The 25,677-nt window shown below is 29.3% G+C and carries 24 protein-coding genes; 18 read left to right on the top strand and 6 right to left on the bottom strand.

Translation table 11 applies throughout. The features are described 5' to 3' along the window. Positions 1-54 precede the first annotated feature (54 nt). A complete protein-coding gene (locus tag C4S77_RS04685) occupies positions 55-900 on the bottom strand; it encodes an AraC family transcriptional regulator (protein ID WP_105246436.1) in 846 nt (281 codons plus the stop codon). A gap of 91 nt (positions 901-991) precedes the next feature. Here C4S77_RS04685 and C4S77_RS04680 point away from each other — a divergent pair, with 91 nt between their 5' ends. Beyond that, positions 992-1,936 carry an NADP-dependent oxidoreductase gene (locus C4S77_RS04680; protein ID WP_105246434.1) on the top strand — a complete coding sequence of 315 codons (945 nt, stop codon included), beginning with the start codon at positions 992-994 and terminating at the stop codon, positions 1,934-1,936. A gap of 33 nt (positions 1,937-1,969) precedes the next feature. On the opposite strand, the gene C4S77_RS04675 is transcribed toward C4S77_RS04680, so the two are convergent. Next, positions 1,970-2,332 carry a winged helix-turn-helix transcriptional regulator gene (locus C4S77_RS04675; protein ID WP_105246432.1) on the bottom strand — a complete coding sequence of 121 codons (363 nt, stop codon included), beginning with the start codon at positions 2,330-2,332 and terminating at the stop codon, positions 1,970-1,972. Positions 2,333-2,449: 117 nt separating this feature from the next. Between C4S77_RS04675 and C4S77_RS04670 the strand changes: the two genes are divergently transcribed. The 7 genes from C4S77_RS04670 (at position 2,450) to C4S77_RS04630 (ending at position 7,515) form a co-directional block, all read left to right on the top strand. After that, positions 2,450-2,980, top strand: a complete 531-nt coding sequence (locus tag C4S77_RS04670) for an NAD(P)H-dependent oxidoreductase (RefSeq protein ID WP_105246430.1) — start codon at positions 2,450-2,452, stop codon at positions 2,978-2,980. An 87-nt stretch (positions 2,981-3,067) separates the two neighbouring features. Beyond that, positions 3,068-3,295 (top strand): hypothetical protein, encoded by a 228-nt coding sequence (locus tag C4S77_RS04665; RefSeq protein ID WP_221405090.1) that lies wholly within the window; start codon positions 3,068-3,070, stop codon positions 3,293-3,295. A 49-nt stretch (positions 3,296-3,344) separates the two neighbouring features. Then, positions 3,345-3,653, top strand: coding sequence for a hypothetical protein (locus C4S77_RS04660; protein ID WP_105246426.1), 309 nt, complete (start codon positions 3,345-3,347; stop codon positions 3,651-3,653). Between the two features lie 844 nt (positions 3,654-4,497). After that, the gene (locus C4S77_RS04645) at positions 4,498-5,085 is read left to right on the top strand and encodes a BfmA/BtgA family mobilization protein (RefSeq protein WP_105246422.1); all 588 of its coding nucleotides are present in this window, start codon (positions 4,498-4,500) and stop codon (positions 5,083-5,085) included. 1 nt (position 5,086) lies between these two features. Then, a complete protein-coding gene (locus C4S77_RS04640; protein ID WP_221405089.1) occupies positions 5,087-5,854 on the top strand; it encodes a DUF5712 family protein in 768 nt (255 codons plus the stop codon). A 236-nt stretch (positions 5,855-6,090) separates the two neighbouring features. Beyond that, positions 6,091-6,510 carry a hypothetical protein gene (locus C4S77_RS04635; protein WP_146106047.1) on the top strand — a complete coding sequence of 140 codons (420 nt, stop codon included), beginning with the start codon at positions 6,091-6,093 and terminating at the stop codon, positions 6,508-6,510. Between the two features lie 117 nt (positions 6,511-6,627). Next, positions 6,628-7,515: a Fic family protein gene (locus tag C4S77_RS04630; protein WP_105246419.1), complete on the top strand. Its 888-nt coding sequence runs from the start codon at positions 6,628-6,630 to the stop codon at positions 7,513-7,515. Between the two features lie 274 nt (positions 7,516-7,789). On the opposite strand, the gene C4S77_RS04625 is transcribed toward C4S77_RS04630, so the two are convergent. Then, entirely contained in the window at positions 7,790-8,722 is a 933-nt protein-coding gene (locus tag C4S77_RS04625; protein ID WP_146106046.1) for a hypothetical protein, read from the bottom strand. Between the two features lie 269 nt (positions 8,723-8,991). On the opposite strand from C4S77_RS04625, the gene C4S77_RS04620 reads away from it, so the two are divergent. The 9 genes from C4S77_RS04620 (at position 8,992) to pafA (ending at position 20,398) form a co-directional block, all read left to right on the top strand. After that, the gene (locus tag C4S77_RS04620; protein WP_260209441.1) at positions 8,992-10,167 is read left to right on the top strand and encodes a class I SAM-dependent methyltransferase; all 1,176 of its coding nucleotides are present in this window, start codon (positions 8,992-8,994) and stop codon (positions 10,165-10,167) included. A 102-nt stretch (positions 10,168-10,269) separates the two neighbouring features. Further along, positions 10,270-11,574, top strand: coding sequence for a serine hydrolase domain-containing protein (locus C4S77_RS04615; protein ID WP_105246415.1), 1,305 nt, complete (start codon positions 10,270-10,272; stop codon positions 11,572-11,574). 361 nt (positions 11,575-11,935) lie between these two features. Beyond that, the gene (asnS, locus tag C4S77_RS04610; protein WP_105193104.1) at positions 11,936-13,384 is read left to right on the top strand and encodes an asparagine--tRNA ligase; all 1,449 of its coding nucleotides are present in this window, start codon (positions 11,936-11,938) and stop codon (positions 13,382-13,384) included. 416 nt (positions 13,385-13,800) lie between these two features. Beyond that, complete coding sequence (gene rpoN / locus C4S77_RS04605; protein ID WP_105193106.1) at positions 13,801-15,267, top strand: RNA polymerase factor sigma-54; 1,467 nt, start codon at positions 13,801-13,803, stop codon at positions 15,265-15,267. A 139-nt stretch (positions 15,268-15,406) separates the two neighbouring features. Further along, on the top strand, positions 15,407-16,201 hold the full coding sequence (locus C4S77_RS04600; RefSeq protein ID WP_105246413.1) for a thymidylate synthase: 795 nt from the start codon (positions 15,407-15,409) through the stop codon (positions 16,199-16,201). Positions 16,202-16,429: 228 nt separating this feature from the next. After that, entirely contained in the window at positions 16,430-17,023 is a 594-nt protein-coding gene (locus tag C4S77_RS04595; protein ID WP_105246411.1) for a DJ-1/PfpI family protein, read from the top strand. 380 nt (positions 17,024-17,403) lie between these two features. Then, a complete protein-coding gene (locus C4S77_RS04590) occupies positions 17,404-17,742 on the top strand; it encodes a translation initiation factor (RefSeq protein WP_105246409.1) in 339 nt (112 codons plus the stop codon). Positions 17,743-17,798: 56 nt separating this feature from the next. Beyond that, positions 17,799-18,683 carry a nucleoside phosphorylase gene (locus tag C4S77_RS04585; protein WP_105246407.1) on the top strand — a complete coding sequence of 295 codons (885 nt, stop codon included), beginning with the start codon at positions 17,799-17,801 and terminating at the stop codon, positions 18,681-18,683. 86 nt (positions 18,684-18,769) lie between these two features. Next, positions 18,770-20,398, top strand: a complete 1,629-nt coding sequence (pafA, locus tag C4S77_RS04580) for an alkaline phosphatase PafA (RefSeq protein WP_105246405.1) — start codon at positions 18,770-18,772, stop codon at positions 20,396-20,398. Between the two features lie 738 nt (positions 20,399-21,136). Here the strand turns inward: pafA and C4S77_RS04575 are convergent. The 3 genes from C4S77_RS04575 to trxB form a co-directional block, all read right to left on the bottom strand. After that, a complete protein-coding gene (locus C4S77_RS04575) occupies positions 21,137-22,558 on the bottom strand; it encodes an amino acid permease (protein WP_105246403.1) in 1,422 nt (473 codons plus the stop codon). A gap of 96 nt (positions 22,559-22,654) precedes the next feature. Continuing rightward, on the bottom strand, positions 22,655-23,275 hold the full coding sequence (recR, locus tag C4S77_RS04570; protein ID WP_105246401.1) for a recombination mediator RecR: 621 nt from the start codon (positions 23,273-23,275) through the stop codon (positions 22,655-22,657). A gap of 24 nt (positions 23,276-23,299) precedes the next feature. Next, positions 23,300-24,253 (bottom strand): thioredoxin-disulfide reductase, encoded by a 954-nt coding sequence (gene trxB / locus C4S77_RS04565; protein ID WP_105246400.1) that lies wholly within the window; start codon positions 24,251-24,253, stop codon positions 23,300-23,302. Between the two features lie 455 nt (positions 24,254-24,708). Between trxB and C4S77_RS04560 the strand changes: the two genes are divergently transcribed. After that, positions 24,709-25,647, top strand: coding sequence for an HAD family hydrolase (locus C4S77_RS04560; RefSeq protein ID WP_105246398.1), 939 nt, complete (start codon positions 24,709-24,711; stop codon positions 25,645-25,647). The last annotated feature ends 30 nt before the right edge of the window (positions 25,648-25,677 follow it).

Below are 25,677 nucleotides of genomic sequence, written 5' to 3'. Positions count from 1 at the left end.
TAAATGGGTGGTTTATCAGTTGAAAAGAAAAAATAGTATTCAGTCTTTCAGTATTTATCGTGATATCAATCTATCCTTTCTAAATTTACTCGGAGTACTTCCAGTATGCTGTTTGAAAAATTTTATCAGATGGCTCTCATCCGTAAAACCAAATTCATCAGCTATTTCATAAATCTTGTATTCGCTGTATAATAATCTGTTTTCAAGCATCTTTAAGCGATAACGAATTAGATATTCTCTAATGGTCAGGTTGGTATGCTTTTTAAAGTAATGGCTAAGATATTGTTCCGAAATATTATAATGGTTACTTATATTTTGTATACTGGTTTTGTCGGGATTAGTTATGTTATTCTGTATATAGTGTAAGATATCCTGAATTTTCTTATCTGTATTTTCGTTTATTACTGAAGGAATGTAGGCAGATATATTTCGTGCAACAAGTAATATCAAGCTATTAATTAGCTGTTTTATAATTTCTTGACTATATAAATTTTCATTTGCATGCTCTTTTACTATAGCTTCGCAAATATTTTGAATAATATATTTATCTACATCAATTTTTATTATCTCATTTGTTGCATTATTCACATTACTCAAGATATATTCTAATTGAGACTTATTATTCAAACACCAATTGGTGCTCCTGATATACGTTATATTAAATTTTATCAATAAAAACTCTGTCGTAGACTTAACATCAAAGGTATGACAATCATCGGGTGATATTAGAAATAAATCCCCTGTGCCATATTTACTTTTATTCATTTTTATATTTTGCTCTCCACTTCCCGAACGGATATAAACAAACTCGAAAAAATTGAAAACCCGATCTTTTATTGGACAATGGTTTGTTTTTTCATAAATAATCTCAAATGGCTTATATATATTTTCTTTTTTCATGTAGTAAATATGCCGAATTAGCGCATATATATACAATTTAAATAGCATTATAATGGTATATTTTTGTTTTCAAGTAAAAATTTATTATCAAATGAAAGCAATAGTATTAAAAGGATTTGGTGAAATAACCAATTTAGCTCAAGAGGAAATCTCTGTTCCTCAAATAAATTACCAAGATGTATTGGTTAAAGTAAAGGCATTTAGTATAAATCCCGTAGATGTAAAAACAAGACAAGGTGGAGCTGAGGTAGATAAATTTATAAAACAGAATCCGATAGTCTTGGGATGGGATGTGTCGGGAGAAATTGTTGCAAAAGGACAATTTGTTAACCAATTTGAAGTTGGTGATGAAGTTTTTGGAATGATTAATTTTCCAGGAGTCGGAAATGCGTATGCAGAATATGTCGCAGCACCCTTTGACCAAATTGCTCTCAAACCTAATAATATAACTCACTATGAAGCTGCTGCATCTTCAATGGCTGCGTTAACTGCATGGCAAGCATTCAATGAATATGGCTTATTGAGGGGAAAAGAGACGGTATTAATACATGGAGCCTCTGGTGGTGTTAGTCACTACGCTGTTCAAATTGCAAAATATATGGATGCCTATGTAATAGGTACAACAAGCACAGAAAATAAAGATTTTGTTTATAAACTCGGCGCTAATGACGTTATTGACTATAAGACACAAGATTTTGAGAAGGTGCTGGAGGATATTGAATTTATATTAGAAACACAAGGAGGAGATAACTTTGGAAAATCACTAAATATTTTAAGATCAGGTGGAACAATAATAAATCTACCTTCAAATCTTACCGAAAAGTCTAAAAAAGTTGCTTTTGAAAAAGATTTTAAAGGAAGTCTATTTATGGCTGTAAAATCAAATGGTAGTGACCTCGGAAAAATAGCAAAATTATTAGAGTCTGAAATTATAAAATCACATATATATAAGGTCTTTTCATTCAACGAAATTCAGGAAGCACACCGACAGATGGAATCTGGGCATACTGTTGGTAAAGTTGTTATTTCATTATAAATATCTAAAAAGTGGATTTCTTATATAAACATATTATAACTTCTTTGACATTTTGTGTTTGTTGCCCCATTCCAGTAAGTGGTCTAAAATAGGTTTAAGTTCTAAACAAATTGGAGTTAATTCATATTCCACACGAGGTGGAACTTCTGCATAAACTGTTCTTTTGACCAAAGCATTATTTTCCATTTTACGTAATTGAAGGGTCAACATTCGTTCTGTTATATCAGGAATACTCTTTTTTAATTCACTAAAACGCATTTTTCCATTAAATAAATGACAGCAGATAACCAAAGTCCATTGTCCACCGATTAGGTTTGCAGCATATACTTCTGCACACTCTTCGGACATACTTTTCTTATTTGCACAATGTGTTGATGTTTCTTTAATTTTAGACATTACTTACATTTTTGATAGTACCATACAATTAGATGCTAATATACGAAAAATGTAGTTTGTTATATACCTTTGGTTGAAATTTATATTAGAACAAAATTTAAATAATTAAGCAACACCATGAAAACGTTAATAGTAATTATTCACCCTAATCTGAAAGACTCAATCATAAATAAACGTTGGATTGATGAATTAAAAAAATATCCGCAGAATTATGTCCTACACGATATTCATCAGTTATATCCTGACGAAAGAATAGACATTCAAGCAGAACAAAAGTTATTGGAACAGTATAACAAGATAATATTCCAATTCCCCTTTTACTGGTTTAATTGTCCACCCTTTTTCAAAAAATGGTTAGATGAAGTTTTAGCACATGGCTGGGCTTATGGCAGAAATAGTGAATATAAATTAGCCGGAAAGAAAGTAGCACTAGCTATCACAGCAGGTATTAATGAGGAAGATTACCAAGCCACAGGAAGATACCAATATACATTAGAGCAACTCACAGTACCCTTTGAGATAACATTTAAATATGTCAGGGCTGATTATAAACCTCTATTTGCTTTTTATGGAGCAGAGCATAATGGGACAAATAGTAGGATAGATGAAAATGCTCATGAATACATTACGTTTTTACAGAATATTTGATTTTTATAAAGATTGGAGCTAGATTCATTCAGCATACACGAAATAGCCAATATAGAATCCTATTTATTCACAATTTAAACTATGCTTATGAATGATCTTACAACAACGAGGCTTTTCAGCTTATTGGCTGAGCCCTCACCAGTGCCGAATGAAGAAATGCAAAGTGCCTATGTAGAACTTGTAGACGAAGTAAAGACCCAAACTCAATCAGAAACAGATTATACACAACTGTTTCGGTTGTTAAACCTGACTCGTATCGAGTTCCAAGCACTACAAACACAAATTTTATACGAGCAGGGGGAAAAATGCGCTTAAAAATCTGTATTGTCAGAAAACAATATGGTTACTAGAATCGGAAATTGGATTGCTGAAGCTGCAAATTGCCCAAAATCAACGCTTTTGTTTTCCAAAAGAAGATTCTGCCCCTAAAAATCCAAAAATCTATTTTATCCCTAAGCCGAAATGCTTGGGGATTGATAGTATGGGAGAGTTTACTTCTGCATTTAAATTATCCAACCAGTTTCTGGATGAAACAGGGAAGCCAGTTCCCTATATCCATATTGCCAACACATTAGCAGAAGCTTTCAACTTCACTTTTGGAGATGCCTATAAATCCAAAAGCAGGGTATTCAACCGAAAGACTTGCAATCTGACTAATGCACTTGATTATTAGGGAACGCAGAAATAGGGACATATAGAAAGATGAAAAATAATGAACTTGTATAATATTAATATACAGAATTATACAAGCTAAATTTAGGGGAGTCCATAGGGATTCCCCTATTTTGTTTGCTTCGTTCTGCTGAGCTTTGCCTTACCAATCGATTGGAATTAATAAGAATATTAATTTCAAAAACAGAATATTATGTATTTAAACAATCAGGACTTTTTAAACTGGATGGAAAAACTATCCAAGAAGTTAACAGATATAGGGCAAGACCTAAAATCACTTATCAATACTAAAGAAGTATTTACCGATGATGAAAAGATTCTCGACAATCAGGACTTGGCTTTTCTCCTGAAAGTAAGTTACAGGACACTCCAAAGGTAACGGACAGCAGGTAAACTACCTTACTTTTCAATAGGTCATAAAACCTATTATCGAACTTCCGATGTTCGGAACTTTGTTCAAGAACATATGGACTTGCAAACTTTCCAAGAGTTTGAGAAAAAGCATCCGAAAGAGGATAGTCAGGACAGGAAAGAGGAATGATTCTGCGTTCTATGCTTTAAGCTGAATATTGTAAAATGACGAAGGTTGTTTATTATCAACACCTTCGAGTAACCGCTCCGTATTTAGCAAAACAACATCGCTCGACCGCTCTTTTTGTTTTCGCTAAATTTCAGCAAGAGGGAACCGGACTTCGTCCTGTTCTGCCTCTTGCCCTTCGGGGCAAAGCCTTCGGCTTTAGCATGTTATTAAAACATGCTGTTATAACACCTGCTATAATAAGAATTGACAAACAATTCTATTTAAGCAGGTTAAATATACGAATAACTATAAAATAGTTATAACTATGGCAAACCAACATCGCAAAACTATATTTACTACGATAGCTATCGACAGCGAAACCAATAAACTGGTGGAAAAGATATGTAAACGCTATTCGCTGAAAAAGGGAGAAGTTGTAAAACTGGCTTTTGTGTATTTAGATAAAGCAAGTATCAATCCAAGCGAAACACCCGAATCGACAAAAGCAGAACTTCGGAAAATAAATAAACGGCAGGATGACCTGATCCGTTTTATCCGACACTATGAAGAAGAACAACTCAATCCCATGATACGCACAAGTCATTCAATCACTACAAAATTCGATACAATATCAAAAGGGTTAGTTGATTCTTTAGCAGAAAATATACAGGACAATCGCAATATACTGGCTAAACTATCCGAAGTTATCGGCAACAGTTTCAAGAGCCAGAATGATGTACTGAATAACCATGCCAATGCTATCAACTCTTTATCCAAGATTTTCAAGCAGGGCAATAAGAAGATAGAGCAAATAATCTATCTGTATATAGAGCTATCCAACTGTGGAGTAATGGATAGCAAGAAGAAGGAAAATCTAAAATCACAGATAACCAATCTGATAAACAGCCAGTAAGATGAACATCGACTTTCCACCACCATCGAAAGGTACATACAACAATGCAGGCAGTAGCCGACAACTCTGCAATTACCTCGAACATGAAGATATAGAACGAATGAAGCAGGGAATCTACACAGAGGGATTTTTCAATCTGACGGATGATAACATCTATAAATCACAGGTTATAAAAGATATAGACAAGAATATAGGTCAGTTACTAAAAACGGATGCGAAGTTTTACGCTATCCATGTAAGCCCATCGGAAAAAGAACTTCGGGCAATGGGTAACACCGAACAAGAACAAACCGAAGCCATGAAAAGATATATCCGAGAAATCTTTATACCCGAATATGCCAAGAACTTTAACAAAGGCTTAGAATCAGAAGATATAAAGTTTTACGGAAAGATACATTTTGATAGGAATAGTACAAGGTCAGAGAGTAATAATCAGAATAATATGCACTGTCATTTGATTGTCAGCCGTAAAGGCCAATCTAACAAAATTAAGATAAGTCCGCTAACTAACCACAGGAACACCAAGGAAGGAGCTATAAAAGGAGGATTTGACCGAACGAATTTATTCCAGCAGGCAGAGTATGGTTTTGACAGGCTATTCGGCTATGATAGACAACTAACAGAAAGCTTTGAATATTACAATACGATGAAGAATAGCAGTATAACCGACCAACTCAAAATACAGGAAAAACAAATTGCTGGTGAAAGAGAAAATATGCAAATAGGCATCAGTGCAGAAAAGATCTTCCCAAAGAAGAATACTATATAGAAAGACTTTGGACATGGACAGACTGGCTTGGTGATGAACATTCCAAGTTTGTTTATATTAGAAGAGAGAGATACCAAAGGGATTTTATTGAACCACCTAGTCTTGAACTTAAAATTGAAAATATAAATGAATCGAAAGTTTTATTAGTAAACAAACTTGTAAAAAAGGTTGATAATTACGAAATTAATAAGCATGCTATTAATTTGTTATTGGAACTATTTGGAGAATGTGATATTTTGAATTCCGATTTACATATCATAAAAAGTCCTCAAGTATTAAGGTTAAACTGGAAAATTCTACCGAAAGGAGAATATCCTTGGAGTCAGGTTGAACCTATTATTAAAGATAGAATAGAAAGGTTACCCAAAGGAAATAGACCTGTTGTTCAACATCGAATAGAAAAGATTACTTCTAAGAATCCATCCTTTCTTGCATTTGGCGAGGGTGGTTTCTATGATTACACTGTTTTCGGCTTTCCCGAAAAATCAATCTATATTTTTGAAAGTTCAAAGATGGGTAATACTACTTATGTATTTGATAAAGATTGGGAAGAACTTACTAAATTGACAAAAAAAGAAATCCTTGATGGAAATTTGCAAAAAATGCGAATAGTACATAAAGATGGCTGGGCTCAAGAGATAGATAAAATCCTATAAGAAGATATACCAAACTTATTTTTTTGCTGTATAAAAACTTGCCTATATCGGCAAAATAAATTACATTTAAGGCTAATTTTAAATAAAACTTGCCGATAACAGCAATTTATTAGATTTATGCAATATCTATCAGTTAGTCAGTTTGCGGAGAAATGGGGAGTACCAGAAAGAACCATTCGCAACTATTGTGCGACAGGAAGAATAAAAGGAGCTTTCTTAACAGGTAAAACGTGGAATATACCCGAAGATGCCCTTTTACCACAAAAAAGTAGTAGCCGATTCAGTGATAATCCTTTGCTCAATATCCTTAAAGAGCAAAAAAATATGAAGCTGAAAGGGGGTATCTATCATCGTACACAAATCGACTTAACTTACAATTCCAATCGTATCGAAGGAAGTAAGCTAACCGAAGAGCAGACTCGTTATATCTTTGAAACAAATACAATAGGGGTAACTAACGAAACTATTAATGTGGATGATATAATCGAAACATCCAACCACTTCCGTTGTATCGACCTGATTATTGAAAAAGCAAAGTCAAAACTTACCGAATCGCTTATAAAAGAATTGCACTATATACTTAAGTCCAGTACCTCGGATAGCCGAAAAGATTGGTTCAGGGTGGGCGATTATAAGAAACTACCTAACGAAGTAGGAGGAATGGAAACCTGTTCTCCCAAAGAAGTCCAAAATACGATGAAAGAATTACTCAATAGTTATCATTCTCAAAAGAGTAAAACGATTGAGGATATAATTGAGTTTCATTACAAATTTGAGTGTATACACCCTTTTCAGGATGGTAACGGGCGTGTCGGTCGCCTCATTATGTTTAAGGAATGTTTGGCTAATAACCTGATACCTTTTATCATTGATGAAGATTTGAAATGGTTTTATTATCGGGGATTACAGGAATGGGAAAAAGCTCACGGTTATTTAATTGATACATGTTTAACAGCCCAAGATAAATATAAAGACTCACTTAATTATTTCAAAATTGATTATTAAATATAAGAACAGAAATACTATCTTTACACTATCGCTTAGAGAGGAAAAGTTCTCTAAAATTCACTTTCAAAACAAAGTGAAAAACGAGTGAAAAAAGAAAAACGAAATCTTGCTAATACACTAACAGCATATGGGTTAGATAGGACACTCAAAATCCGTCAACTTCTCCCCTTTTTTAATTTTAACTCTCATATAAAATTAAAAAAATCTCCCAAAAAATATTTTTTAGGAGATTTATCTATCTTTCTTTTAAATGTTTACTTATAGCATACTTTTATTTAACAATATAAGCATTCATCTCTCCAAATGAAGGTTTGCGCTTTGTTAACATATCAATTTTATTAAAATCACAAGATTGGTTATTCTGCCTAATGACTCCAATTCTTACATCATTAAGGCGATTGTTTAACTCATAAGATATTAGCTTGTATGCACGTGCCTTATCTGTCATTATCTGAAGGGAATCAAAGCTGGATTTGATACTCTTTAAATCATTTTTAAATAATGGACAAGAGTCAATTACATCTTGGGATATAAATTCATAAGCTGGTAAATTACTAAGTTTATATTTTTCTGATTTTATGAAACCTTCAGGTAAATCTATTCCTTTATCTTTCACATACTCAAGAAAATCATGCTCACGAAATATTTTAGATTTAAATAATGTTTTTATATACTCTTCCATCAATTTCTTTTCTTTTTCGTCTACTTTACTATTTATATCGACAAAAGGATGATCCATATCAAAATGCCAATAATATTGATATTGCTCTATAAATAATGTATTACTGATTAAGAGGAAAGGTACATTTATAGTATCTCCATTTGGTTTAACATAAGGGTATAAATAATCATCTGTATATTTCAATTTATCTTCAGTTACATTTTCAGCACCTTTTACCAAATAAATTTCATGATAAAGATAATAATTACTCAATGTAGGGTTTATAATACAATTTTGATCATTGGGCTTTACAAAAAAATTAACTTTCTCTCCATTGTATGTCATTGAATGTTTTCCAAAATCTAAAGTTGTAGTAACTGATGAATTACTTGGAATCTTATAATCTTGTTCATCTATCTTTACAGTGATAGTAGCAGAGGTTGGATTGTCTATTATAAAAGATTTTGAGCTTACCTTGGGAGTTGTATCGCAACTTACCAAGAATATAATAATAATAGCTAAGTAAAAGAATGAATTTTTCATGAGCATATTTTGTTTTTTTAAGTATAGAATAGTTGTTTTGTACAAATAGAAACACAAAGGTAGTTTTTTATTTCTATTCATCCATGCTCTTTATTCCATTAATTAAAGCAATATTGATAATCTTGCTGATTAAATTTCAGATAAATCGATAGATTGAGTTTATATATATTAAAGTAAAAATTAATAAAAACACAAATATATAATATCTCTCATTTATTAAATTAGTGCTTAAATATATAGTATTTTAGCAAAAAATTCAGATTAAAAAAGTGATAAATAAAAATTTATTGGATAAAGAGGTGCAAAAATATATAGTAGATAACCTTTCTTCAGATTTATCAGAAATTAGGTTAAAAAAATCTCCATTTAAAAATGTTACCTCACTGGAAATTGTTCAACAAATACAAGGAAAAAAAATTGCCATAACGAAATTTCCTTTCTTAAGTAAACAGAAAAATATTATCTATCCACCACATATTAACCTAGAACAAGCCTCAACTCAAAGCACAGCTTTATTTAAACAAAAAATAATAAAAGGCGAAAAAGGAATTGATTTGACTGGTGGAACCGGAATCGATAGTTATTTTATCTCAGAATATGCAAAAGAATTTTATTTTATAGAACCTGATGTTAATTTAATGGACCTCGTTATTCATAATTTTCAGGCTTTAAATCGAACTCATATTAACTTTATAAATAATACAGCTGAAAATTTTCTAAATCAAAATCAAGATTTTTTTAATTTTATTTATTTAGACCCTTCGCGCAGAGACGAAAATAAAAATAAAAAATTTTTATTGGAAGATCTCTTTCCGAATATACTCCAAATACGTGATATTTTAACTAATAAATCCACTAATGTATATATTAAATTATCTCCTCTGTTAGATATTCAAAAAACCGTTGAGCAGCTTAACCTTTCAGATATTTATATACTGGCAGTGAAAAATGAAGTAAAAGAATTACTGGTTAAATTAAATCCGCAAACCTCTTTAAATACAAATCCCCATATACATTGTTTTAATTTGGAAACTTTTCAACCTGAATTTTCTTTTTATAAAGATGAAGAAAAAAATATAACTAATGTTGTTTTTTCTTCGCTAGAAAAATATTTGTTTATGCCTAACAATTCTATTTTAAAATCTGGAGCTTTTAAACTTATAAGCCTACGTTTTAATCTGAAAAAACTACACCCAAATACACACCTGTATACTTCGGATAATTTTATTGAGAACTTTCCAGGAAGAATTTTTGAAATAATTGAAACTGATTTTTCACCTTCAAAAAACATTCACAATAAATATAATATTATCAATCGTAACTATCCGTTAAATACGGAACAAATTAAAAAAAAATATTCTATAAAAGAAGGTGGAGAAAACTATATTTTTTTTACCTGTACAATTAATAAAAATATTTGTTTTATTGCAAAACGAATTATTTAATAATGAATGATCATAGATATAATAAATTTATTTTTTTTTATAATTTCATTAGTAAAATATTAACATTTTAAATTATAACTTGCATTTTTTAAAAGAAAATCCATGCACAAAAAAAACTTGTTATTATTTATTTGTATTTGTTTACTTAATTTAACTTTTTTTAGCTGTAATAAATCAACAAATAAAAATATTAATACTTTAAATACTACTTTTCCTGGATTTCATAATATAAACTTCAATACTATTTTTACCCAATCTGAAAACCATGCCTCTAATGATAACTTAATTAAAATTCGCCTTAATAATTACTTTTCTCAAATATGGGAAGGAAAAAAGCTAAGCGGAGGAGTTTTAATAGCCAGGGGAAATACAATATTATTAGAAAAATATACAGGATATGCCGATGCTAATTTAAAAAATCCTATTACCTCTACTACCCCCATGCATATAGCATCCGTAAGTAAAGTAATTACTTCTTTAGCTATATTGAAATTAGTTGAGGCAAAAAAATTAACTTTAGATCAAAAAGTAAATACTATATTACCCTCATTTCCCTATTCCGAAATTTCTGTTAAAGATTTACTTTCCCACAGAAGCGGATTACCTAATTACGCTTATTTAGTTGATGATCCTAAGATATGGGACAAGAAAAAAGAACTTACAAATAATGACATATTACAAATATTCACTACATATAAACCAGAGCTTTTATCACAACCAAACACCCATTTTTCATACTCAAATACCAATTTTGCTTTATTAGCATTAATTGTTGAAAATATTACTAAAAAGAAATTCCCTGAAGCTTTGAGCTTAATGATTTTTAAACCTCTAGGTATGAATCATTCATATGTCTTTCAAAAAAAGGACTTTGCTACAGCTACCCCTTCCTACTATGCTAATGGAAAAGCTTATAAATTTGATCATTTGGATTTAATATATGGCGACAAAAATGTATATACCACTCCCGAAGATTTGTTCAGATTAAGCCAGGCTATGTATGCCCCAAACTTTTTAAATAAAGATTTACTAAACCTTATGTTTACTCCTTACAGCAAAGAAAAAGATGGGGTAAAAAACTATGGGTTAGGTATGAGAATGAAGATTCTTAAAAATGGAAAAAAAATTACTTATCACAATGGATGGTGGCATGGAAGTAATGCTGTTTTTGTTCATCTTATTGATGAAAAAGTAACCATAATAGCTATAGGTAATAAATTTTCAAGTTCCGTTTATTCTGCTTTTAAATTAACTAGCCTATTTGGGGACTATCCACTCCCGATGGTAGAAACTGATACTTATAAATCTGATTCTATTAATATCTTATTAAATAAAATATTGGATACAAAAGATAATTCAAGTCTAGGAAATACGAATGAAGATACAATTTCCATCATACATAAATAAAAATATTTCATACTTTCTAAATGTGCAAAATAAGCATAACTTTATGCAAAAAATAGAACATTTATGATATACTGAAATTTATGTAGCTATAAAATTTGTGTATAATTTTAAATTATAAATATTAAAATAAAAAATCCGTTTTTAGACCTAATGCTTTACCAGTTATAAATGCTTTAACAAAAAGGAATTTAAAACAAAATTTTAATAACTGTATTTTATTATTTAGAATAAAAATTTATCTAATGGAAAGTTTTTATTTATAACTACTCAACATAGCCAAATAATCATTCAATCTTTTCTTTATATCTAAAAAATAACACAAAAATATTTATCTTTGCACCTTAAAATATATAAAAATTCCATGAAAATTTATAGTATCAAACAATTGTTATCTAAAGGAAAAAAAGCCCTACACGAAGAGGTTACGGTTAAAGGATGGGTACGTTCATTTCGTTCTAACCGATTTATCTCTTTGAATGACGGTTCAGGAATAAATAATCTTCAAATAGTTATAGATTTCAATAATTTTGATCCTACTATTTTAAAACAAATTACAACCGCATCCTCAATTCGAGTAGAAGGAACTGTTACAGAAAGTGAGGGTGCTGGTCAGGAAATTGAAATAATTGCAAAAAAAATAAAAATTTATGGATATGCAAATCCTGAAGAAGTTCAGGAAACAATTCTACAACCTAAAAGACACTCATTAGAAAAATTGAGAGAACAGGCTCATTTAAGATTTAGAACCAATACTTTCGCAGCTATAATGAGGGTCAGAAATGCACTGAGTTTTGCCATTCATCAGTATTTTAACCAAAATGGATTTTTTTATATAAATACACCTATTATAACAGGATCTGATGCTGAAGGAGCTGGAGAAATGTTCACCGTAACCAATTTTGATTTAAACCACCTGCCTAAAGACAATCAAGACAAGGTAGATTTTTCTCAAGATTTTTTTGGTAAAAAAACCAATCTTACCGTATCCGGACAATTAGAGGGTGAAACTGCCGCTATGGGGCTTGGGAAAATATATACTTTTGGACCTACTTTCCGGGCTGAAAACTCTAATACTACAAGACACTTAGCTGAGTTTTGGATGATAGAACCGGAAATGGCTTTTTATGACTTGGAAAAAAATATTGACCTTGCTGAAGATTTTTTAAAATATTGTATACAATATGCTGTTGACCATTGTAAAGACGATTTAGATTTTCTTAATAAAAGATTTGAAGAAGAACAAAAACAAAAACCTAAAGAAGAAAAATCCGAACAAAATTTACATGAAAAATTAGAGTTTGTACTTAATAATAAATTTATAAGATTAAGCTATACGGAAGCTGTAGAAATTCTTAAAAAATCAAAAGCTAATCAGAAAGGAAAATTCAAATATCCTATTGACGAGTGGGGAGTGGATCTACAATCTGAACATGAAAGATATTTAGTAGAAAAGCATTTTAAATCTCCAGTAGTTCTATTTGATTATCCGGCTAAAATTAAAGCTTTCTACATGCGACTAAATGAAGATCAAAAAACTGTTCGGGCAATGGATGTATTATTCCCTGGCATTGGAGAAATAATTGGAGGGTCGCAAAGAGAAGAACGTCTAGAAATTCTAAAGCAAAAAATGAATTCATTAGGAATGGATGAAAAAGAACTAAACTGGTATCTCGATACACGAAAATATGGAACAGTACCCCATTCCGGTTTTGGACTAGGATTAGAAAGACTGATTTTATTTGTCACAGGAATGAGCAATATCAGAGATGTTATACCTTTCCCTAGGACTCCAAATAACGCTGATTTTTAAAGAAATAATAAAAAAAAGATGTTCAAATTGGACATCTTTTTTTATGAGTTTTTTACAATAATAGATTGTTAAGATAACTTAATTTTTACTTCAATTTTTAAAGAACTTTCAATTAAAATTTTTCATCAAATTATATTATTATCCTCTATTCTCTGTTAAATAAGTATAATATAAATACTACATATTAATCTTATAATTATTAACTTACTCTATACTATTAATAAAAATTACATTTAAATATATAATTATAAATTCAAAATATTAATTTTTATCTATTTTTAATAATATATCATCAAACTAAAAATAAAATTGATATAAAATAATTTATTAATACAATAATTATACCCGTATTTGTATCTTATCATTTAATAATGTAAATTTGATTTAAATTATTACTCAATATAAATAATAAGTCTATGTTAAAACAGGATTTAAGACTAAAACAATTATTAAAATTATCTCCGCAACAAATACAACTAATGAAGCTGGTTCAACTTCCTACTTTAGCTTTTGAAGAAGCTGTAAAACAGGAAATAGAAGAAAATCCGGCTCTGGAAAATGATGCGCAAGATGATTTTTATGATTCTGATGATCCATATGATACAAATGATTATGATGAATCTTCTGAAAATGAAATAATTGAAGCTCCTTATATCAATATAGATGATTATTTAAGCGACGATGAAATTCCATCTTATCGAACTCATTCTAATAATTATAGTGATGATGATGATGAAAAGGAAATACCTTATGCCCAGTATGAATCATTTCATGAACATTTAGAAAATCAATTACATACATTCAGATTAACAAAAGAGGAACAAGAAATTGCTGATTTTATTATAGGTAATCTGGATGATGATGGATATTTAAGAAGACAATTAAGTTCTATAGTAGATGATCTTGCTTTTACCCAAAGCATTTATACAGATATAAAAACCGTTGAGAATTTATTAATTAATTATATTCAAAAATTAGATCCTACCGGAGTTGGTGCAAGAGATTTACAGGAATGCCTTTTATTGCAATTAAAATCTCGCAATCAAACTAAAAGCGTCATGCTTGCCTATAGAATTATTGATGAAATGTTTGATGCTTTTTCTAAAAAACATTACAACAAAATACAACAGAAATTTTCTATTTCTGAAGATGAATTAAGGGATGCCATTACAGAAGTTGAAAAACTTAACCCTAAACCAGGTAAAGCTTTTACTAATAATTCAAAAAATACAGATCAGATAATACCTGATTTTACTATTAAAATTGTAAATGGTAAATTAGAATTTTCCCTAAACGGAAGAAATGCTCCTGAATTAAAAGTCTCCAGAGAATATTCTGAGATGTTTGATACATACAAGAACACAGAAAATAAATCAAAAGAACAAAAAGATGCTGTAATGTTTGTTAAACAAAAACTTGATTCTGCAAAATGGTTTATTGATGCAGTAAAACAACGTCAACAAACCTTGTTTGTCACTATGAAAGCCATTATGGATTATCAAAAAGATTATTTTTTAACCGGAGATGAAGAATTAATTAAACCTATGATTCTTAAAGATATATCTGAAATAACCGGATTAGATATTTCTACTATTTCCCGTGTAGCGAACAGTAAGTATGTAAATACACCTTATGGTACTTTACTAATTAAAGATCTCTTTTCTGAAAGCCTCACAAATTCTGAAGGAGATGAAGTATCTACTCGAGAAATTAAAACTATATTACAAAACGTCATTGAAAAAGAAGATCCTAAAAAACCATTAACAGATGATAATTTAATGAAAATTTTAAATGACAAAGGATATAATATAGCGCGAAGAACTATTGCAAAATATAGAGATCAACTAAACATTCCGGTGGCAAGACTTAGAAAAAAAATTTAAACTTTACTTACTCAAAAATATATAATACAAATTAAATTGGTAAATATTTCTAAATATTGTATATAAATTACGCTATAATTTAAAAATAATACAAAAATTATTCACATAAATAATTTTTACATTACTTAATAATATCATTATGCAAGCCTATTTAAATCTTTTACAACATATATTAGATCATGGTACTGTTAAAGAAGACCGAACCGGAACCGGTACAATAAGCATTTTCGGATATCAAATACGCTTTAATCTACAAGAAGGATTTCCTTTAATTACCACAAAAAAAATACATCTTCGTTCTATTATTTATGAATTATTATGGTTTTTAAAAGGTGATACTAATATAAAATATTTACATGAACATAAAGTGCGAATTTGGGATGAATGGGCTGACGAAAATGGTGACTTAGGTCCTGTCTATGGACATCAATGGAGAAGCTGGGGAGCTCCTAATGGTAAACACATAGATCAGATTTCGGAAATTGTTAATCAAATAAAAAATAATCCAGATTCCCGGAGAATTATTGTTTCTGCCTGGAATGTAGCTGATATCCCTAATATGGCTTTAGCACCTTGTCATGCCTTATTTCAATTTTATGTTGCTCAAGGAAAATTATCTCTTCAACTTTATCAAAGAAGTGCAGATGTGTTTTTAGGCGTTCCGTTTAACATTGCTTCTTATTCACTATTATTACATATGATGGCACAAGTTTGTAATTTAGAAACAGGTGAATTTGTACACACTTTTGGAGATGTACATATATATAGGAATCATATAGATCAGGTAAAATTACAATTAACCCGTGAACCGAGACCTTTACCAATTTTAAAAATAAATCCTGAAGTCAAAGATATTTTTGACTTTACCTATAATGATTTTTCAATTGAAGGTTATGATCCTCACCCACATATCAAAGGTAAAGTAGCTATTTAAAAACAGAATTTATTTTTTTTTATATAATATCTATTAATTTTATTTTATATGAATTTTATCACATTTTAATTTTTAAAAATTATATTTCGTAGATTTGCCATGTGTGTTAAAATTCAGCTAAAAAACTCCAAAAGAAATGCTAATTAAGATAAAAAGGCTCATATCTTTTAGAATGAGCTTTTTTTATTTAAATTATATAATTATAATAAACATATAATTTTCGATTTTATGAAAGAAGTTTCTATTTTACTTTTTAAGGATTTTGAAACCTTAGATGTATTTGGTCCTGTGGAAATTTTTGGAAGACTTAAAGATGTTTATTCTGTTACTTTCTATTCATTAAATGGCGGAATCATAAAAAATTCACATGGAGTTAATTTAGAAACAGTTTCTTTAGAAAAAATTTTACAAGGTACAGATATATTTTTGATTCCCGGTGGTTGGGGAACTCGTAAAGAAATAAATAATATACCATTGCTTAATAATATATTACAAATATCTCAAAAAAGTCAATTCATCCTTACTGTATGTACCGGAAGCGCTTTATTAGCAAAAACAGGTCTTCTCAATGGAAGAATTGCAACCTCCAATAAAAAAGCATTTCAATGGGTAATATCAAATAATTTAAATGTCAGATGGTTAAAAAAGGCCCGCTGGAATAATGATGGTAAATTCTATACTTCATCCGGAATAAGCTCCGGAATGGATATGGTTTTAGGCTTTATTTCTGATTTACACGGAGAAAAAATAGCGGATACTATAGCTTCTGAAATTGAATATAATTGGCAAAAAGATAAAACTATTGATAATTTTTCTATATAGTTGTTTTACGATATTTAATTCTAAACTTCATAATTTTTATTTAATGTATTTTTTTAGATATTTGGTCTAAAATAACAATTTTCATTATATGTTCTTTTATAATATAATTTTTTTTATGATTTATAGTTTCTAAATCCCTGAAGTGATTTTATATAATTAAGAATAATTTTAAGTATTCTTTATTTTCTCATAAATCATTAAATGAAAAAATCTTAATTTTAACTTACTTGGAAACAAATTTAATTTTGTGAAAAATTACTTCAAAATAAAAAAAATAATCATTACTTTATGAATATAATTACATTTATTAAAACACTTTCTTTCAAAAAGAAACAATACAAAAAATAATAAATTGTAAATTAGCATTAAAATATAATACAATGGACTTGCAAGATCAGCTTAAAAAATTATTTCCTGATCATCAGTTTCAGGAAGATCTTCCTGAATTACAAGCAAAAGAAAAAAAAATATTTCTTCAGAAAGAACCTATTCTTTGCAAATATGAAAAAAAAGGAAGAAATGGAAAACCGGTTACAATTCTTGAAAATTATAATGGTACAAATGAAGATTTAAAATTATTGGCTAAAGATATCAAATCAAAATTAGGAGTAGGTGGATCTGTAAAAGAAAATTCAATTGTTATTCAAGGAAATTACAGGGATAAAATTATGGATATACTAAAAAATAAAGGTTTTAATGCAAAACGTGTTGGTGGATAACCTGAATATCTCCCTCTTTTTTATAATTATTTAAACATACAATATCTAATAAAAAAATGGCAAGTAAATTATCGAGTTCTGAATTAGTATTAAATCCTGACGGAAGTATTTATCATTGTAATATAAAACCCGAAGAATTAGCAGATACTATCATTCTAGTTGGGGACCAAAATCGTGTTTCAAATGTATCAAAATACTTTGATGCGATTGAAACTCGCTCACAAAAAAGAGAGATTATCGTTAACACAGGTATACTTAATCAAAAAAGGCTAACTGTTATATCTACAGGTATGGGAACTGATAATATAGATATAGTTCTAAATGAACTGGATGCTTTAGCCAATATTGATTTGAAAAAAAAGGAAATTAAACCAATTCGTAAACAATTAACATTTGTACGTTTAGGAACTTCCGGTGCAATTCAGAAAGATATTCCTGTTGATACAATAGTTGCTTCCACTTACGGACTAGGTTTTGATGGGCTAATGAGCTTTTATGCAAATACAGAATCTTTTTATGAGAATCCTATAGCTAAGGAGTTTATTATACAAACAAAATGGAATCCAAAAAGAGCTTTACCCTATTTAGCAGAAGGATCTGAAGAATTACTGCATTTAATGACAGAAAATTCTAAAGTTATATCAGGGATTACAGCTACAGCCATTGGTTTTTATGGACCTCAAGGAAGAATATTACGTTTAAATTTAGATAATGAATCTATGAATGAACAATTAACTAAATTTACATATAATAATAATCGCATTACAAATTTTGAAATGGAAACTTCGGCTATTTATGGATTATCGCATCTTATGGGACATAAAGCCCTTTCTTTAAATACTATAGTAACTAACAGATATTCGGGTACTTTTAGTAAAGATCCCTATTCAGCCATTGATTCAATGATTCAATTTGCCCTTGAAAAACTCACAAAATTTTAATATATATTAATTTTATATTTTTTAACCATTAGTTTTATTTCATTTAAAATTTAATTATTAATTTTTTCCAAAAACAAAAAAATATAATGAACATAAAAAAAATAACCGTTTTATTACTTCTTAATTTTACATTATATTCATATGCTCAAATTGAAAGACCTAAATTGATTGTAGGCATTGTTGTTGATCAAATGAGAATGGAATATTTATATAGATTCGGTCCTTATTTCTCAAAAAATGGTTTTAATAGATTAATAGATAAAGGGTATTTATATACTAACATGCACTATAATTATGTACCTACACATACCGCACCCGGACATGCCTCTGTATATACCGGTACTACACCTGTAAATCATGGGATATTGGGCAATAGTTGGTACATAAGAAATTCCAAAACAAAAATATATTGCACAGAGGATTCTACAGTAACCCCACAAGGAAATCCTGAGAAACCAGAGGAAGGATTAATGTCTCCAAAAAATTTACAATCTACAACTATAACAGATGAATTAAGATTAGCTACAAATTTTCGAGGAAAAGTATTTGGAATTAGTATGAAAGACCGTGGGGCCATATTACCTGCAGGTCATTTTGCTAATAGAGCATATTGGTTATCTAATAATGGAAATTTCATTTCCAGTTCTTTTTATGGGAAAGATTTTCCCCAATGGGTTAATTCATTTAATAATGAAAAAATATATATGAAATATATTAATGAAGGATGGAAACTACTGAAAGATCAAACATTTTATCAAGAAAGCTTACCCGATGAAAATCCTTATGAAATTTTATCCATAAACAAAGATAATAAAGCTATTTTCCCTTATAATTTAAAATCTGCTTATGAAAAAGATGGTGCTAAAGTTTTAAAATCTACTCCTTTTACTAACAATATGATTGTTGATTTTGCCAAGGAACTTATACAAAAAGAAAATTTAGGACAGGATAATGATACAGATTTTTTAACTCTTAGTTTTTCCGCTACAGATGTTATTTCCCATCAAACGTCTCCCAGATCAATAGAAACTGAAGATACATACTTGCGTTTAGACCTTTTAATCGCTGATATTCTTTCCTATTTAGATACAAAAGTTGGAAAAGAAAATTATTTACTTTTTTTGACGGCTGACCATTCCGGAGCAGAAAATCCTTTATATCTTCATGATAAGGGATATGAGGTATTTTCTTTAAAAAGAAAAGAAATAGAACAAAAATTGAAAGATTTTTCTGTAAAAACTTATGGTAACGATTTTATATCAACATATTATAACCAAAATGTGTATTTTGATGAAGAAGCAATCAAAAAAGACGGTATAAACAAAGAAGATGTATTTGAAACATTTGCCGATTATATAGAAACTTTTCCGGGAGTAAAAAGAACCTATACCGAAAAACAAATACTTAATGCTTCTGCTACTGACGAACATGGTTCTATGATTTTCAGAGGATATGACAAGACACAAAACGGACAAATTTATGTATTATTAGACCCTGCCTATATGGAATATATGATACAAGGTACTTCGCATGGAAGTTCTTATACTTATGATACTCATGTTCCGGCTATATTTTATGGTTGGAAAATACCACATGGAATTAATCATAATAAAAAATACATTACTGAAATAGCTCCCACTATTTCACAAAAAATAAGTATTACTTTTCCTAATTCAACATCTGCACAAATACTCTCAGAAATTTTAGAAAAATGATTAAAATAACATAAATTATAATCATTACTTCATTTCGAAAAGTAATCGTTAACAAATGATTCTTAATATTTTGATTAAGGAAAATTGAGCTAACATTGCCATAATTTTGAGTTCAGGTATCTCAAAGGTATAATTTAATTGGTTTATTTAAGTATATTCTGTAATTTATTAAGGCAAACCTACCATAGGTTACAAGTCTATATTAGTCCATTAGAAACCTGAATTAGGAATATTTATCATTATTAATAAGGAGCTTTTTATATAAATTTTAAAAAGCTTAATAATGTAAATCGATATAGAAATTCATATATTTATTTGCAGAAGTACCAAATTATGCCTGCAACTGTTCTACTCATGAACAATTGCGAAGTTGTTCCTACACCATTAATATCAGATAGTATCAGAGGTTAACTCTTTCAAATCATTCTGTGTTCCGTCTATAATTTTATATAACCATTAAACATTTCATTATTTATTATGTATTTTATAGAGAGATGATTCAAATACTTATACTCCTCTATTAGATGAAACTAAGTAACCATTTATTTACTGATCCAGTGTTAATAAATAATCCTTATTCCTTTTTTTCCGCCTCTATATAAAGAATTTGTTATGAACTATGCATATAATTACTGACTCGAAAATAATATCCTCATGATATACAAAAATTCTATAATATTTGAATTTCTATTTATTATAAATTAAATTTAAAAATCAAAATATAAATCAAATAAAAAATTATTTTTGTTTTTTATTTTGTTGAACAAATTTATAGCCTATAAATAAAATAATTAACCAAACTGGAATTAATTCTACAGATAATTTCATACCAGTAAGCCACATAATTATTAATATACCTATTAGAAATATTAAGCATATATAATTTGTAACAGGATAGCCGAACGATCTAAATTTCGGTATTATTTTATCTTTATTTTTAGATTTCCTGAAAAATAAGTGAGTTAAACTTATCATTATCCAGTTAATAATTAAAGCGGAAACAACGAAGGACATTAAATATTCTAGTGCTTCTTGTGGTATTAATTTATTAATAATAACACATATAGCAGCAAAAACAGCAGATACAAGAATAGCCATGATAGGAACATGATTTTTATTTAAACGAGATAAAAACTTCGGAGCATTACCTTGAATAGATAATCCATATAACATTCGGCTATTGCAATATACACTACTGTTATATACTGATAAAGCAGCAGTTAAAACTACTAAGTTTAAAATATTTGCTACAATATGGGTGAAATAAATTGTAAATCCAGTAATTGTAAATCGAAAACCTTTTAAAGTATTAAAAACAGTAACAAAAGGGCTACTGTCAATTGTAATTTCTCTCCAAGGAGAAAGTGAAAATAAAATTATTAAAGCGCCTACATAAAAAATCAAAATTCGATATATAACTTGATTAGTTGCTTTAGGAATGGTTTTTTCCGGATGTTCTGCTTCAGCAGAAGTAATACCTATAAGTTCCAAACCACCAAATGAAAACATGATTATAGCCATAGCCGCCAACAATCCCTGATATTTTCCATTTTCATTCATTGAAAAAAAACCTTTTGGAAAAAAACCTTCATCATTCCAAAGATTGGCTATAGAAGCATGGGGGCCGCCTGTACCGCTAAGTAATAAATAACAGCCAAATACTATCATTGCAATAATAGCTATAACTTTTATTATTGCAAACCAAAATTCGGCTTCTCCATATATTTTAACATTTGCCAAATTGATAGCATTTATTATCAAGAAAAAAAATAAACTGGAAACCCATAATGGTATATGAGGCCACCAAAATTGAACATAGGTGCCTATAGCTGTTAATTCAGCCATACTTACGAAAATATACAATATCCAATAATTCCAACCAGAGATGAATCCTGCAAACGGTCCCCAATATTTATAGGCAAAATAACTAAAACTTCCTGATACCGGTTCTTCGACTACCATTTCCCCCAATTGGCGCATAATCATAAAGGCAATAAATCCGGCAAAAGCATAGCCTAAAATAACCGAAGGTCCTGCCATAACGGCTGCAGGTCCTATTCCTAAAAATAATCCTGTACCTATAGCTCCTCCTAAAGCTATTAGCTGAATATGTCGATTAGTAAGTCCTCTTTTTAAATTTTTTTTTTCTTTTGTTTCCAAATGCTGTCAAATAAATTCCTACAAATATAAGCATATATAGGAGGTTAAAAAATTAAAAAAACCTGAAGTAATCACTTCAGGTTTTTTTAATTTAAATCAATCTTTTTTTATATTTTGATGATAAGGAATTCTATTTTGAATCGATCTTATTAAAGTAAGTTCATCTGTATATTCTAACTCTTCACCTATACCTATTCCTCTTGCTATGGTTGTAAATTTAATGTCGGTATCTCCTAAAATTTTGTAAATATAAAACATAGTTGTATCTCCTTCTATAGTTGCACTTAATGCAAATATAATTTCTTCTACTTTTTGTTCTTTTATTCGTTTTAATAACGGAGTAATACACAAATCGGCAGGGCTTATTCCTTCCATAGGAGATATCTTTCCTCCCAGCACATGATATTTTCCTGTATATTGATGTGTACTTTCTATAGCCATTACATCACGTATATCTTCAACTACACATATAATTTTATCATCACGATATATATTAGAACAAACATGGCAAATATCTGTATCAGAAAGGTTATTACAAATTTTACAATGTTTTATTTCATTTACTAAATTAGACAATGCTTTTGTTAAATTTTCTGTCTGAATTATGGGTACATCCAACAAATGAAGTGCTAACCTTAAAGCTGTTCTTTTTCCTATTCCGGGTAATTTTGAAATTTCTTCTACAGCCTGTTCTAATATTTCACTGGAAAAATTCATGAAGTTATGAAAACCTTAAACAATTTAATGGTTATTAAGTATTAAATATTTTTCTGCATCCAAGGCTGCCATACAACCAGAACCAGCAGCTGTAATAGCCTGTCTGTAATGTTTATCTGCTACATCACCTGCCGCAAAAACTCCGGGAACATTCGTTTCTGTTGAAAATGGTTTTACCTGAATATATCCGGTTTCATCCATATCAATTTTTCCTTGAAATACTTTAGTATTAGGTTGGTGACCAATAGCTATAAATATACCATCTACTTCTAATACGGTTTGTTCATTGGTTTTATTATTTACTACAACTGCCCCGGCTACTAAATTGTTTTCTCCTTTTAAATCAACAACTTCATGATTATACATTAGTGTAATATTTGGGGTTTGGACTAATCTTTCCTGCATAATTTTAGAAGCTCGTAAATAATCTTTTCTAACAACCATATAAACTCTTTTACATATTTTAGCCAAATAGGTAGCCTCTTCTACAGCTGTATCTCCACCTCCTACTACTACAACATTTTTTCCTCTGTAAAAAAAACCGTCACAGGTTGCACAGGCAGAAACTCCTCCTCCTTTATATTTTTCTTCAAAATCTTTACCGAGATATTTTGCACTTGCTCCTGTTGATATGATTACAGTTCTAGTTTGATATTCTTTCCCCGAGGAAGTTATTACTTGATGAATATCTCCTGGATTTTCTCCAAAAACTATTTCAGTAACTGTATCTACAATTAACTTTGCACCAAATTTTTCAGCTTGTTTTTGAAGTTGCAACATCATTTCCGGACCTGTAATTCCTTCCGGATACCCTGGGAAATTTTCCACTTCCGTCGTGGTAGTTAATTGTCCGCCTAGTTCCATACCGGAAATTAAAATCGGATGTATTTCGGCTCTTGCCGCATAAATTGCAGCTGTAAATCCTGCGGGTCCTGACCCAATAATGATAGTTTGTAAAATATTGTTATCTGTTGACATTTAATTATTTTTTATTATTGAATTTAAACGAAATTACAAAATTAGTGATTTAGATATATTTTTGCTTTATATATTTTTCAGATACTACTATTAATAAAATCTTTGAAGTATTATTTTTAATTAATAGCTTAAACAACTAATAAATTTGTTTCACTATTTTTAACTACATTGATTTATCATTATATATTTAGCGGAAAAAAAATATAGTTTGTTATTAACCATAATTACTTACTATTATTTTGCTTGCTTGTATTTAAGAAAGAGTGGTTAATGATAAATTAAAAGAAAACTGAAAAAATATAGTACAAACTTTATTATCTACATAATTGAAATTGAATAATAATAATTTCTTATAAAATAGACTTTCATAATTAAAATATAAACATTAGACAATAAAATAGCACATAAATATAATTGTTTGTAATTTTACAACCTGATATAAGACAAAATTAAGTATGAAAAAATTAATCCTAAATTTTTTTTTATGGTTTGCTCTATTAATACCATCTTTTTTTCAATCACAAACTTATAGGAAAATATATGGCTTTTCTGATGAAATAAATCAGCGTCTGGAATCTTTTCTCAATTCAACACTCACAAAAACAGAACGTAAAGTCGCTGTATTTGACTGCGATGGTACACTCTTAGGACAGTCTCCTTTTTACTTATCTGAAGAAGCAATTTATAGTTATGCGAAAGATAACTATTATGGAAAAAAAGATGCTAAATCTCAAGAAAAAATGAAATATATAGATGAACTTATACACCCTAAAGAAGAATATGGATATTTGCAAAATAGTTTAAATTTTCTTTCAGGGATGTCTCCTTATGAAATTGAAAAAATAGGTATGAACACCTATCAACAGAAATTTCAAGGAAAATTTTATCCAGAGATGAAACAATTATTAGCGAACCTTAAAGAATATGGCTTTGAAATATGGGTAGTAACTGCTTCAACAGAATTATTATATCAGGGATTTATCAATTATGAACTAGGAATTCCTAAAGAAAGAATTATAGGAATGAAATCTGTAATTTCGTCTGACAATAAAGTAACTAATAAACTGATTTTCCCATATCCTCAAGATAATGGCAAAGCTGAGGCTATTTATACATATATTAAAACCCAACCTATGATAGTTGGAGGAAATAGCCGTGGAGATATGGAAATGATGAATTTGGCAACAGATTTAAAAATTATAGTTAATCCTGACAATTTAAAGGTAGAAAAAGGAAAATATTCAGGAGCCATGAATGGATATACTGTTAAGGAATATTGGGAGAAAGATCCAAATTGTATAAGTGTTTATTCTAATGATATTAGAATAGGAAATATTAAGTATATTACGGAAGAAAATGGCATTAAACCTAATAGGGAAAATCCTAAAAAATAGTTTTTTTAATATATTTTTTGATTTATATTT

The organism is Apibacter adventoris (assembly GCF_002964975.1).
Classification (GTDB): Bacteria; Bacteroidota; Bacteroidia; order Flavobacteriales; family Weeksellaceae; genus Apibacter; species Apibacter adventoris.
Note: the sequence above shows the minus strand (reverse complement) of the source record. Positions and strands in the feature narration are given on the sequence as shown.

Coding starts and splice junctions, on each gene's coding strand:
- C4S77_RS04685 (WP_105246436.1), bottom strand. CDS start 900: ATGAAAAAAGAAAATATATATAAGCCATTTGAGATTATTTATGAAAAA.
- C4S77_RS04680 (WP_105246434.1), top strand. CDS start 992: ATGAAAGCAATAGTATTAAAAGGATTTGGTGAAATAACCAATTTAGCT.
- C4S77_RS04675 (WP_105246432.1), bottom strand. CDS start 2,332: ATGTCTAAAATTAAAGAAACATCAACACATTGTGCAAATAAGAAAAGT.
- C4S77_RS04670 (WP_105246430.1), top strand. CDS start 2,450: ATGAAAACGTTAATAGTAATTATTCACCCTAATCTGAAAGACTCAATC.
- C4S77_RS04665 (WP_221405090.1), top strand. CDS start 3,068: ATGAATGATCTTACAACAACGAGGCTTTTCAGCTTATTGGCTGAGCCC.
- C4S77_RS04645 (WP_105246422.1), top strand. CDS start 4,498: ATGGCAAACCAACATCGCAAAACTATATTTACTACGATAGCTATCGAC.
- C4S77_RS04640 (WP_221405089.1), top strand. CDS start 5,087: ATGAACATCGACTTTCCACCACCATCGAAAGGTACATACAACAATGCA.
- C4S77_RS04630 (WP_105246419.1), top strand. CDS start 6,628: ATGCAATATCTATCAGTTAGTCAGTTTGCGGAGAAATGGGGAGTACCA.
- C4S77_RS04625 (WP_146106046.1), bottom strand. CDS start 8,722: ATGAAAAATTCATTCTTTTACTTAGCTATTATTATTATATTCTTGGTA.
- C4S77_RS04615 (WP_105246415.1), top strand. CDS start 10,270: ATGCACAAAAAAAACTTGTTATTATTTATTTGTATTTGTTTACTTAAT.
- asnS (WP_105193104.1), top strand. CDS start 11,936: ATGAAAATTTATAGTATCAAACAATTGTTATCTAAAGGAAAAAAAGCC.
- rpoN (WP_105193106.1), top strand. CDS start 13,801: ATGTTAAAACAGGATTTAAGACTAAAACAATTATTAAAATTATCTCCG.
- C4S77_RS04600 (WP_105246413.1), top strand. CDS start 15,407: ATGCAAGCCTATTTAAATCTTTTACAACATATATTAGATCATGGTACT.
- C4S77_RS04595 (WP_105246411.1), top strand. CDS start 16,430: ATGAAAGAAGTTTCTATTTTACTTTTTAAGGATTTTGAAACCTTAGAT.
- C4S77_RS04590 (WP_105246409.1), top strand. CDS start 17,404: ATGGACTTGCAAGATCAGCTTAAAAAATTATTTCCTGATCATCAGTTT.
- C4S77_RS04585 (WP_105246407.1), top strand. CDS start 17,799: ATGGCAAGTAAATTATCGAGTTCTGAATTAGTATTAAATCCTGACGGA.
- pafA (WP_105246405.1), top strand. CDS start 18,770: ATGAACATAAAAAAAATAACCGTTTTATTACTTCTTAATTTTACATTA.
- recR (WP_105246401.1), bottom strand. CDS start 23,275: ATGAATTTTTCCAGTGAAATATTAGAACAGGCTGTAGAAGAAATTTCA.
- trxB (WP_105246400.1), bottom strand. CDS start 24,253: ATGTCAACAGATAACAATATTTTACAAACTATCATTATTGGGTCAGGA.
- C4S77_RS04560 (WP_105246398.1), top strand. CDS start 24,709: ATGAAAAAATTAATCCTAAATTTTTTTTTATGGTTTGCTCTATTAATA.